6 protein-coding genes are annotated in these 12,174 nt (G+C 66.6%); 2 read left to right on the top strand and 4 right to left on the bottom strand.

The window, feature by feature from the left end; genetic code table 11:
- Positions 1 to 71: 71 nt before the first annotated feature.
- Together ACWV8V_RS11935 and ACWV8V_RS11930 are read right to left on the bottom strand one after the other, a co-directional pair.
- Positions 72 to 821: a response regulator transcription factor gene (locus ACWV8V_RS11935; protein WP_259261915.1), complete on the bottom strand. Its 750-nt coding sequence runs from the start codon at positions 819 to 821 to the stop codon at positions 72 to 74.
- 121 nt (positions 822 to 942) lie between these two features.
- Positions 943 to 3,090, bottom strand: coding sequence for a S46 family peptidase (locus ACWV8V_RS11930; RefSeq protein ID WP_455899815.1), 2,148 nt, complete (start codon positions 3,088 to 3,090; stop codon positions 943 to 945).
- Between the two features lie 125 nt (positions 3,091 to 3,215).
- On the opposite strand from ACWV8V_RS11930, the gene ACWV8V_RS11925 reads away from it, so the two are divergent.
- Both ACWV8V_RS11925 and ACWV8V_RS11920 read left to right on the top strand, forming a co-directional pair.
- Positions 3,216 to 4,901 carry a molecular chaperone HscC gene (locus ACWV8V_RS11925; protein ID WP_346468670.1) on the top strand — a complete coding sequence of 562 codons (1,686 nt, stop codon included), beginning with the start codon at positions 3,216 to 3,218 and terminating at the stop codon, positions 4,899 to 4,901.
- A complete protein-coding gene (locus ACWV8V_RS11920; protein ID WP_259261912.1) occupies positions 4,898 to 6,244 on the top strand; it encodes a hypothetical protein in 1,347 nt (448 codons plus the stop codon). Before ACWV8V_RS11925 ends, ACWV8V_RS11920 begins: the two co-directional genes overlap by 4 nt.
- A gap of 69 nt (positions 6,245 to 6,313) precedes the next feature.
- On the opposite strand, the gene ACWV8V_RS11915 is transcribed toward ACWV8V_RS11920, so the two are convergent.
- Both ACWV8V_RS11915 and ACWV8V_RS11910 read right to left on the bottom strand, forming a co-directional pair.
- A complete protein-coding gene (locus tag ACWV8V_RS11915) occupies positions 6,314 to 10,159 on the bottom strand; it encodes a translocation/assembly module TamB domain-containing protein (RefSeq protein WP_455899814.1) in 3,846 nt (1,281 codons plus the stop codon).
- Positions 10,156 to 11,961 (bottom strand): autotransporter assembly complex protein TamA, encoded by a 1,806-nt coding sequence (locus tag ACWV8V_RS11910; RefSeq protein ID WP_259261910.1) that lies wholly within the window; start codon positions 11,959 to 11,961, stop codon positions 10,156 to 10,158. Before ACWV8V_RS11910 ends, ACWV8V_RS11915 begins: the two co-directional genes overlap by 4 nt.
- Between the last annotated feature and the right edge of the window lie 213 nt (positions 11,962 to 12,174).

Here is a 12,174-nt window from a genome sequence, read left to right as displayed (position 1 = left end):
CGCATCGGCAAGTCAGTGCCGCCCGCTCACGCTGGCTCACACTTCCTCACACGTCGGGCCCACCGGCCGGATCAGGGGGTCAGCAGGTAGCCTTGCCCACGCAGGGCACGGATCGGCAGTTCAAGGCCGGTGGCGGTGCGTACGCGTGCGCGCAGGCGGTGCACCAGCACATCGAGCCGGTGCGGGTCGAAATCCCACGGGGCGTCGGTAACACGCTCGATCAGGCGCTCGCGCGTGACGGGTTCACCCACCGCCTCGAACAACAGCTGGAGCGCGCCACGCTCCATCGCGGTCAATGCCAACGTCTGCTGGGCGGGCGAGTGCAGCGTCCAGCCATCAGCAGAGAGCTTCCAGGCCCGCTGCACCTCCGTGACAGTCTGCACGGCGGGGCGCCCGGCGGACAGGCGACGACGCAGGCTGAGCAGCCCGGCGGCCAGCACGTCCAGATCCAGCGGTTTCACCAGGTACACATCGGCGCCCTGGGTCAGGCCATGGGCCATGTCATGCGGACTGCCACGCCCGGTCAGCATCACGATGCCCATATCCGCGGCCTGGCGCAGATGGCCGGCCACGGCATAGCCATCCTCGCCGGGCAGGCCGACATCCAGCACGACGATGTCGCACCGGTCCTGCAACAGCGCGCGATAAAGCGCCTCGGCACTGCCCAGGCCGCGCACCGCGGCACCGCGCCAGGACAGGTCATCGAGCATCAGCGCGAGCAACTCGGGGTCGTCCTCGACCACCCAGACGGTCAAGCCGTCCAGTTCCCTGTCCACCACCGGCAGCAGTGCGCCGCTGTGGTTGTCCTGATCTGCCGTCACGTGACCGCTCGCCTCCCTACGCTGGCCTGCAGTCTAGCGGCCCCCTCGAAGCGAGCCAAATGCGACATAGGTGGCAGACGCAGCGGCCGGCCACGACGTGGATCGTGGCCGGCCCGGTGCCTCATTCCGCCGGAACGCCCATTTCCTTCAGCAGCTCCGGCGCCGGGTAAACCTTGGCCAGCAGCCAGCGCAGGTAGCGCATGTCCACGTGCACGGCACGCTTGAAGCGCGGGTCGAACCACCAGCTGGCGCTGACCGACTCCCAGTTGCTGTCGAAGTTCAGGCCGATCAGTTCGCCCTTGGCGTTGAGCACCGGGGAGCCGGAGTTGCCCCCGGTGGTGTCCAGGTTGGTCAGGAAGTTGACCGTCTGGGTCTTCAGCACCGGATCGGCGGTGGAACCGAAATCGCCCTTGGCGATCGCGTCCAGCAGCGGCTTGGGCGCATCGAACGGGTAGGCATTGGTGTTCTTCTCGACGATCCCGGCCACGGTGGTCACCGGGTCGAAATGCACCGCATCGCGCGGCGCCAGCGCCTCGACCTTGCCGTAGCTGATGCGCAGGGTACGGTTCGCATCCGGGTAGACCGCGCGGCCCTGCTTGGCGCGCCAGGCGAACAGCGCCTGCATGTACGCCGGGCGCAGGCGCAGCTGCTCGCCTTCGCGGGTCTTGCGCTCGTCATCCAGGCGCAGCTGCGCGGCCACCAGCGGGCCGGCCAGATCGATCAGCGGATCGCGCGCCAGCGCCTTGCCCTCTCTCGCCGCGGCAAAGCGCGACAGGCGCTCGGCTTCATCGCCCAGGTGCGTGTTGGCGTACAGCGTGTCCAGAGTCTTGGCCAGCGCGGCCGGCGTGCGGCCGAAGGCCGCGTCGAACTCGGGCACGCGCTGCGCATCGGGCAGCTGCTGGTAGCGGGTCAGCAGCGTGGTCAACAGAGCTTTTTCGATGGCCGGATCGTAGCGGCGCTGGACCTGCTTGAGCACGCCTTCGATCAGCGCCAGATCGCGCTGCTGGTAGCCCGTGTCGCGCTCGGCATCGGGCTTGGCCGATTCGATGCGCAGGCGCTCCAGGGTAAGCGCCGAACGCAGCAGCTGGCTCTGCGCCGCGAGCAGATCCAGCAGCAGATCGCGCTCGCCCACCGAGGCGCCGCTGGACAGCGAGGTCAGCAACGACTGGATGTCGCCCCGGTACTTCGCATCGGTGGCCTGCAGCATCGCCGCCTCATCGGCGGCGCGCTGCGCCTTGGCATCGCTGCGCAGCAGGCCTTCCAGCTCCCCGGCGGCACGCTTGCGGTTGTTCTTCAGCGACTGCAGCTGCGAGGCGTAGCGGGTGCGTGCCTGGGCATCCTTCGCACTGGCCGCTTCGATGGTGTCGATCATCTGCTGGAACACCGCCACGCGGCGCGGCAGCACGGCATCGATCTGGCCGGCGAATTCCGCGGCGGTGCGATGGCGGTAGGTGATGCCGGGGTAACCGGCCAGCATCGCGTAGTCGCCGGTCTTCGGACCGTCGATCGCCATCTTCAGGTGCGCGGGCGGGTGGTACGGCACGTTGTCCACGCTGTACGGCGCGGGCTTGCCGTCCTTGCCCACGTAGGCACGCAGCAGGGTGAAATCACCGGTGTGGCGCGGCCACATGAAGTTGTCGATCTCGTCGCCGTAATTGCCGATCGCGCGCGGCGGTGCGTAGACCAGACGCACATCGCTCAGCTCAAGTTGGCGGATGCGATAGAAATCGGTGCCGTAGTACATGTCCGCCACGCTGCAGCGGACGTTGCCTTCTTTCTCGCACTCGGCCACCAGCTGCTTGCTGGCGTGGTCGACCGCATCGAAATACGCACGTCCGGTCTTGCCGCGCGCATCGCGCAGCACCTCATCGGTGACCTTGTCGAACCCGACCGTGACCAGCACGCGGAAATCGGGGTTGGCCGCGCGCTCATCGCTGCGGCCCGTGGCGATGAAGCCGTCGTTGATCAGGTTGTGCTCGGGCGAGGTGTTGTACTGGATCACGCCCATGGCCACATGGTGGTTGGTGAGCAGCAGGCCGTCGTCGGAGACGAACGAACCGGTGCCGCCACCCGCACGCACCACCGCACTCAACGGCGGCGCGGTGACGTTGGCCAGGTCGCCCGGGTTGCCCTTGAAGCCCGCCGCCTTCAGCGGTTTGGCCAGGTCCGGCAGCTGGGTCGGCATCCACATGCCTTCGTCGGCATGGGCGCCGGCAGCGAGGGTCAGGCCAAGCGCCAGCGCGGCGGTGAGGGGTTTGCGTGAAGACATGGGCACATCCGGTACGTCAGAACAGCCCGAGACCTTAGCCACTGAGGCCCCGCAGGGCAACGGCCGATGGTCAGGGGTGGCCGGGGCTGGCTAGAATCAGCGCTTCTCAGGGGGAGATGGCAGGAATGATCGTAGGGATCGATCTGGGCACGACGCATTCGTTGATCGGGGTGCATGACGGCCAAGGGGGCCGCCTGTTTTCCAACGCTTATGGTGAACTGCTGACACCTTCGGTGGTCAGCCTGGACGGCGACACGGTCCTGGTCGGAAGGGCGGCCCGGGAACGGCTGGTGACCCACCCTCAGCTGACGGCGGCAACGTTCAAGCGACTCATGGGCACCGACCATGAGGTCACGCTCGGCGAGCGCAGGTTCCGTCCTGAGGAGCTTTCCGCACTGGTACTGCGATCGCTGCTTGCCGACGCCGAAGCGGCACTTGGCGTTCGTATCGAAGAGGCCGTGATCAGCGTGCCGGCCTACTTCAGCGACGCGCAGCGCAAGGCGACGCGGACGGCGGGAGAGCTGGCCGGCATCCGCGTTGAACGCTTGATCAATGAGCCCACCGCTGCGGCGCTGGCCTATGGGCTGCGTGACCGCGAGGACGAAGGCAGGATCCTGGTACTGGACCTGGGCGGTGGCACGTTCGATGTGTCGATCCTCGAGTTGTTCGACGGCGTCGTCGAAGTCCACGCGTCCGCAGGCGACACCTTCCTGGGGGGTGAGGACTTCCTGGACGTGCTGCTGCAGGCGTTTGCAACCGATACCGCCACCGATCTGAAACGGTTGCCGGCGCCGGAGCTCGCGCGACTGCGCCAGCAGATGGAAACGTTCAAGCAAGGGCTGTCGATCCGAGGCGACAGCACGCTGCAGATCCAGCTGCTGGGTGCGGCAGTACAATGGGACTGCACCGCGGAGCGTTTCGAGACACTGGCCGCGCCGTTGCTGCAGCGCATGCGCCTGCCCATCGAACGCGCGTTGCGCGATGCCCGGCTGGGTGCCGACGACATTGATGATGTGGTGCTGGTTGGCGGCGCGGTGCGCATGCCGATGGTCGGGCGACTTGCGACTCGACTGCTGGGCCGCCTGCCCTTGCGGCACATTCACCCGGACCAGGCCATCGCGCTGGGCGCCACGCTTGCGGCGGGCCTCAAGGAACGGGCCATCGATCTCAATGAAATCGTGTTGACTGACGTGTGCCCCTACACGCTTGGCATCGACATATCGCGTATGGACGAACGTGGTCGCTATCACCCGGGCTATTTCCTGCCGCTGATTCCGCGCAACAGCGTGGTGCCTGTCAGTCGCGAGCAGTCGATCAGCCCGATGTCAGACAAGCAGAAGATGCTGTCGGTCGGCGTCTACCAGGGCGAACACCCGGTGGTAGAGCGCAATATCCTGCTCGGCCGACTGGAAATACCCATCGATCCAGCGCGCGGTGGTGATGGCAGCTTCCGGGTGCGCTTCACCTACGACGTGGATGGCTTGCTGCAGGTGGAAATCACTGACACCAGTGACGGGCGCAGGCATGACCTGGTTCTGCAGCGAAATGAGGGCGCACTGGATACCGCCCAGATAGAGGTGCGGTTGGCCGCGCTGCAGGCGCTGAAGGTGCATCCGCGCGAGCATTTGCCAAACGTGGCACTGATGGCGCGTGCCGAACGGGTGTATGCGGAGTACATCGACAATCGGGACGACGTACAGGGGTGGTTGGCGCAGTTCCGATCCACCTTGGAAGGTCAGGACCCTGCCCGTATTTCCGAGCAGCGCGATGCGTTCAGTGCTGCGTTGGATGCGATGGAGGCAGATGCATGAGTACGGGGGAGGAACTGCTGGAGCTCGCCGGACAGGGCGACGAGCGCGCGATAAAACGTGCCTACGCGCGTCTGCTGCGCTCCAATCGACCCGATGACGATGCTGACGCATTCCAGGACCTGCATGCGTGCTACCAGCACGCACTTGCGCTGTGCCGCAGTACGGCGGACGAGGGGCACCACGCACGCGTCGTACCCGACGCTGGACAGGCAGGTAGGGAGGCTTCTGATATCCCACGGGTTGTCCTGGCCGACACGGCTGCGCCCGTTCTGGATCCGCATGGCGTAGCGCTCGATATCGTCCAGCATGCGGCAGTCGCAAGCGCATCCTCGCTGGCCGTGTTGTTGCAGGAGCGGGCGTTGAGCTGGTCGCTGCGGTTTCGCAACGACGTTGGGTGGGCACTGCTGGACCACCTGCACCGGGAACAGCCGCCGCTGTCGGAGGCGCACTTCAGCACGCTCATTCAGGGCTTCGACTGGGACGACATCGCGCTTGAACTCGATCCGTTATGGCTGGCGGCGGTGGAACGGCGTTGTCGGCAGGCATGGCTGCTGCTGCCCGAGTCGCGCGGAACACTCCGGCAACGCTATGAACAATGCAGTGATCGCTATCTGTCCACGCAGGAGATGGATGACGCCGTGGCGCGCCTTCAAGACCGGCGTCCACGTTGGCGCAACCGCCTCGAAGCCATCGTCCCCATGCGCGCCCGTGACACTCCGTACCTGCTTGCCGCGCTGGAATACTGGCCCGCAGAAGAGGTACCGGCGGGGCTGGATCCGACCCAGGTCGAGTTCTGGGCGAGGTTCGGCGAGCCGTCTCATCGCGTCCATCTTCGATACGGCGCATTGCGTAGCGCAATCATCGGCCTGTTCATGGGACTGGTCACGGCATGGGGAGTCAACGCCAGCCCCGCAGTGGATGCGTACCGGGGTGGGATGATCATTGCGGTGGCGACCCTGCTGGCACCTTCCAGCTGGCTGCTGTTGCTCGGCTACAGGGCGTTGCTGCGCTGGCAGTGCGCCCATGAAAGCGACGCACGTGGACCGGCCTGGCTGCGCTGGGCTTTCCTGCCGACAGCGGCCGCCGCGGTGGGAACCGCGATGTGGGTACAGCGGGCGCTGGGAATGGATGGGCTGTTGTTGATGTCGCTCGACCGCGCATGGGTATTCGGGTTGGCCCTCGTCGCGATAAAGCGCGCCAGGACGCGTGGCCCGGATCCACACAGCGAGGCCAATGCACTGCCGCTGTTCATCGGCATGATCTGGCCGGTGGCGGGGATCGCGCTATCGCTGGTGTTCTGGTCCATGGATCTGCGCAGACATCTCAGCGATACCCGGGGGTGATCGCGATCACCTGACCAGCATCGATCGCCTACCGGGTTGCACGCATCTGCAACCCGGCAGCGCACGACGTCATTTCTCCCGGCGCCAGTTCAACGACCCACGGTTTTCCACCGTGCTCGATTCCAGCTCCACATCGAAGCCACGGCGCAGCAGGTACTTCAGGGTCAGCACCGAGCCACTGCCGACCAGCGACACGCCGTAGCCGATGTACAGCTTGGGCGAGATGTACTTGCCGAAGCCGATCACCGAGCCGCCCAGCGCGCGCGACTGGCTCACGCCGGCGTCGTCCAGGCCAAGCTTGGCGCCCAGCTGCGAGGCGAGCAGGCCACTGCCGGCCGACAGCGCGGCCGAGGCCGCGTTGACCTGCTGGGCCTGGTCGCTGCTGGCACCGGTGAGGCTGCGGCCCAGTACCAGGTAGGCCAGTGCCTCGGACTGTGACATCGCCGGTTCCGACCACACATCCACGCGCGGCGACTGCGCCCGCCCGGTCACGTCGATGCCGGCGGTGACATCCCCCACGGTGCGCTGGGCACGGATGTTGATGCGCGGATCGGAGACCGCGTTGTAGTTCCAGTTCAAGTTGCCGCGGGTGATGGTCAGGTCCTGTCCGTAGGCCTTGTAGCGCCCACTGACTTCCAGCCCGCCGTTGGCGGTCATCTCCCGCCCCGGGCGTGCCCATACCTGCATCTTGCCGGTCAGCGCGCCCTTCAGGCCGAACCCGGCCATCTTGACCTTGTCGCCCAGGCTCACGGTCAGGTCCATGTCCAGCGGCGAACTGGGGCCCTCTTCCGGATCGACCGGGTCCAGCACCACCACATCTTCAGAGACCGAGGTGCCACGATCGAGGCGCTCCAGGTCCAGATCCGCTTCGGGCACATGCACGGTCCCACGCAGCTGCATCGCGCTGCCGGCCAGGGTGAAATCCAGGTCCGGATTGGCGATCACGCGCAGCTCGCTGGTGTTGGCCAGCAGCACGTTCTCGCCGTGGATATGCAGCTGCAGCGGCTGTGCATCGCCGAACCACGACAACCCGCCATCGACGTACAGCGTGCCCTTGCCGGAATTGGCCTGGGCGGTGATCTTGGCCGAGCCGTCCGGCTGGGCGGTGAAGCTGCCCTTGCCTTCGGCGAAGGTCAGGCCGAGCGCGGGGAACTCGCCGTTGAACTTGCTCAGCGTGGCCTCGCCACCCAGCGACGGCGTGCCACGGGTGCCGCGCAGGCTGACGTGGCCTTCGATCAGGCCGGTCGGGCGCACGATGTCGGGCGAGAACAACTCCAGCCAGTACAGCCGCGCGATGTTCATGTACAGCTCGCCGGTCAGCGGTGCGTTGGCATCCCACCCGGTCTGCACCTTGGCATCGACGAAGCCATCGCCCTGGAAGCCGACACCGAGCTTGGCGTTGATCTGCTGCGGGGTCATCTCCAGGTTCACCGAGAACTGGTCGTAACGCACCAGTTCGCCGCGTGCGTTGTCGCCCAGGCGTACCCCGCCTTCGCGCGAGGTGACCGAGGCACTGCCTTCCCACGCGTTGCCGCGGGGACGAATGCGCCCATCCAGATTCACTTCACCGCGCAGGAAGATGCGGCGCCCGGACTGCGGCGGCAGCCACGGCTGCACCAGCGACAGCGGCAAGGCATCGCCCCGCACCAGCAGCCCTTCGCGCGGCCAGTTCGCGCTGGCGCACAGCGCGCCGCCGGTGGCGGCACCCAGGCACGCATCGCTCAAGGTGACGTTGCTGCCCTGCACGCTGAAGGTGGCCGGTGCACGCAGGCTCCAGGCATCGCCCTTGACCGGTGCGATACGCAGCGCGGTCAGATCGCCGCGCCAGGCCTGGCCCTGCTGGCGCACGCCACCTTCCAGCGCGACAGCACCCAGCTCGTTCTTCGTCTGTGCATCCAGGCGCAGATTGGAGAGGCTGCCGCGTGCATTGACGTTGAGCGTGTCCAGCAGCATGCCGACCTGGACCTTGCTGCCCTGCACCGCCAGCGTGCCACTGTCGCCCTGCCACGGCAGGCGCCCCTTGATGCTGATCGCCTCCGCGCTCCAGTCGTCCCAGCGCAGGCCACTGCCAACCAGATCGGCGGTGATGTCCGGTGCGGTACGCGCGCCCTTGATCAGCACGTGGCCGCGCAGGCTGCCGCTGCTGTTGGGCAGCAGGTCGTCCAGCTGCACCGGCTCCAGCTGCGCATCGATATCCAGACGGTCGCCGACCGAGCCCTTGGCGGTCAGGCGGCTGTTGCCCAGCGCCAGCCGGAGGTTGCCCTCGCCCTGCTCGCCGCGCAGCGCGAACTTGCCCTGTGCATCCAGCGCGCGCTTGCGCAGCGTGCCCTTGATGCCGGGCACATCGACGGTGGCTTCGTAGCTGCCAGCGGTACCGGCCGGACTGCCGGCGGGCGGCGGCAACTGGCGGCCCTTCGAGGCAAACGAACCGGACAGCTTGCCGTCCCAGCCCGGCGCGAAGTAGCCCGGATCGAAGCCGGCCAGTTTGGCGGCCACGTCCCAATCCAACTGCGGCGCCCAGGCCACCTGCCCGGTCACGTCGAGCGAACCGCCCGGCGTGCTGGCCTGCAGCTGTTTGATCACGGCGGCCTGGTCATTGCCGCGCACGTCGAACTGCAGATCCGCCACCTGTTTCTCGCGTTCCACCGAGGCACGGCCGACCGCCGCCCACGCCTTGAGCGTGCCGGCCAGGCCCATGCGTGCTTCCTTGAGCGTCACCGGCACCGGCGCAGCCGCGCCCGGGGTGGTGGTATCGGCGGCGGGCACGAAGGTGAGGTCGTTGGCGACGATCGAGAAGCGCAGGCTGGCGTTTTCCTTGTCGGTGAAATCGGCGATGCCTTCCAGCCGCGCCTGGCCACCAAAGCCCTTCACCTGCAGCGGCGACACGGTCAGCACCTGATCGGCCAGACCCACCTTGGACGGTGCCAGTTCCACCGCGATGTCGCCCTGCTTGAAGCTGCCCTGCAGATTGGCCTGGCCACCCTTGCCATCGGCCTGCACATCCAGCGCCATCGGCGTGCTGGTGCTCGCGTCCATCCCCGGCACCAGCAACGCCAGGTCCAGTTCCTTGCTGCGCGCAGCGAGTTTCCACACCGGGTCGGTGCGGCCATCGAACACCAGGCTGGCCTGCAGCGGCGCCGGTGCATTGCCGGCGATCGCCACTTCCATATGGCCCAGGTCACCGCGGGCGACCAGGCCCAGGCGCGCCGGGGTACGCCCGCGCGGCGCCGGCATCAGCGCGCCGATGGTGATATCGGTGTCGTAATCGCTGCGCGGCAGGTAATGCCCGTCCACGCGGAAATCGCCGTAGCTGCTGTCCACGATGAGCTGGCGCGCGCGGAATTCGCCATTGGCGATCTCCAGCCCACCGCGCACCTTGGCGATGTCGATCAGCGGCTGCTGCGCCTGGGTGATGCGGAAGCCATCGATGATGATGGTGTCGGCCTGGATCGCCAGCGGCATCTCGATCTGCGGCAGCGAGTCCGGCCACGACGGCAGCTCGAACGGTTCATCGCTCTTGGCCAGGTTCAACGTGGCGTTCTTGATCTGCAGCGCATCGAGCTGCAGCTTGCGGCCCAGCAGCGGCCGGATGTCCGGATCCAGGTAGGCGCGTTCGGCGGTGAAATGGATGTCGTCGTAGCGGAAGTCCAGATCGTGCAGCACCAGCGGCCCGGCGACCGGGCCATCCACTTTGCTCCAGGTGAGCGAGGCGCCGACCGGCAACCGAGCGACCACCTGGGCCAGCAGCACATCACGGCCGGCCACGGTCTGCAGCAGCCAGTACACCAGCAGCAGGGCCAGCAGCACCAGGCCGAGCACGGTGAAGCCCGACCACGCCCAGAAGCGGCGCTTGCGGTAGAAACGCACGCGCGGCGGCGGCGGCGTGGCAGGTGCGGACGGCGTCGGCGTACTCACAGGTCCGCTCCGATGTTCAGGTACAGCTGGAACTGCGAATCCGGGTTGTTCAGGCCATGCGCGATATCCACGCGCACCGGGCCCACCGGCGATTTCCAGCGCACGCCGAAGCCCACGCCGGTATGCAGGTCGATGGTGTTGTCGAACGCGCTGCCGGTGTCGACGAACACCGCCGCGCCCCAGGGGCCGCCCTTGAAGTAATGCTCATACTCGGCCGAACCGACCACCAGGTTCTTCGCGCCGAGCGCGTACTTGTCCGGCGGTGCGGTGCGCGGGCCGACTTCGCGGAAGGCATAGCCGCGGATGCTGCGATCGCCACCGGCGAAGAAGCGCAGGCTCGGCGGCATCGCGACCAGATCGCTGGTCCAGGTGGTGCCACCTTCGCCACGCAGGATCAGGCGGTCGCTCTCGCCGATCGGCACATACCAGCGCAGCACCATGTTGGCCTGCACGAAGCTGGTGTCCGAGCCGGCACCTTCGACGCCGCCACGCAACGTTGCACTGCCGCTGATGCCACGACGCGGGAACATCTCATCGTCCACGTTGACGTAGTCGGCGACCAGCTGCGGGTAGACCAGCGTGGAGGTGTTGTAGACCGCATCGGTGAACTCGGTGCCGGAGGCATACCGCCAGCGCTCGCGCAGCGCGTTGATCGAGGCGATCGCGGTCCAGTACTCGTTGATCTCACCGCTGCGGCTGGCCGACAGTTTGAAGTTGCGCAGGTCGATGTAATCGGTCTGCTCGTCATAGGCGCTGGCGGTGAACGCATACCAGCCGTCGAGCCAGGCGAAGCCCGGGATGCGGTAGCTGGTGACCAGACTCTTGCGCTTCTGCGCATAGTCGAGCTGGGTGTTCATCTTGTGGCCGCGGCTGTTGAGGAAGCGCCGCTCCAGGCCGCCGCGCACACCGGCGCCACTCTCGCTGCCGTAGCTCAGGCCGGCGGTGTAGATCGTGCGCTTGGCCCGGGTCAGGTTGACGTCCACCGGCACGTCACCGTTCTCGTCGGCCTGGTCCGGGCGCGGCTGGATGTCGATCACGCTGAAGTAATCGAGCTTGGTCAGCGATTCGCGCAGGCGGTCCAGTTTGCCTTCGTGGAAGTAGCTGCCTTCGTCCCAGTACACCAGCGGGTCGAACAGCTTGTCGACGAAGTAATCCTGATGGAAGCGGATCTCGCCCATGTTGTAGCGGCGGCCACTGTCCCAGGTCAGATCGACGTCGGCCGCGTTCTCGGCGCGGGTGATCTGCACCTGGCGCTGGGTGAAGTCGGCATCGAAATACCCACGCTCGGCCAGGCGCCGGGTGACCCGGATCTTGCTGGCTTCGTACTCGGTGTGTTCGAAACGCTGGCCCTTGCGCGGCTTGAAGTTCTCCAGGTCTTCCTGGAGGTACTGGTCCAGCTGGGCCGGGCCGGTGATGTCGATATGCTCGCGGCGGACCACGGTCGGCGGTCCCTTCTCGACCTGGATCACCACGCGCAGGTTCTCGCCCTCGCGCGGGCTTTCCACGGTGATGGTCGGGTTGTAGTAGCCGAACGGCTCCAGCGCCTCGCGGGTCTGGCGCTCAGCCTGGGACAACAGATATTCCAGCCGCGACTCGCCCTGGACCTTGCCGATGGTGTCGTACAGGGACAGCGAGACCTCGATGTTCTCGATCATCTCGGCGTCGTCGCCCTTGTCCAATCCTTTGATGTCCACTTTCTCGATGGTCCCCCGTGCATGTGCCACCGAGACGGTGGCAAGGGACAGGAACATCAGCGGAAGGGCGAATTTCGTTGGCTGCATGGCGACAGCATAACGGGCCATCGCAAGCATGCGAAATCGGCGTGGCTGTTTCAGAACGGCAGTGAAGACGCCGTTAAATTCCGCGAGAAAGTCGCTTGCGTTACACGCGGTCTGATCGATGACAACACGTCATCGGACAGAAGCGTCCGCGACACAACAGCGACACCAAATGACGCTTCCAGCACGAATATCGCAGGACGCCGCCCTCCCGGAAACGCAGAAGGCGCGAACAGC

It is taken from the genome of Stenotrophomonas sp. Ker107b, assembly GCF_053847245.1.
Note: the sequence above shows the minus strand (reverse complement) of the source record. Positions and strands in the feature narration are given on the sequence as shown.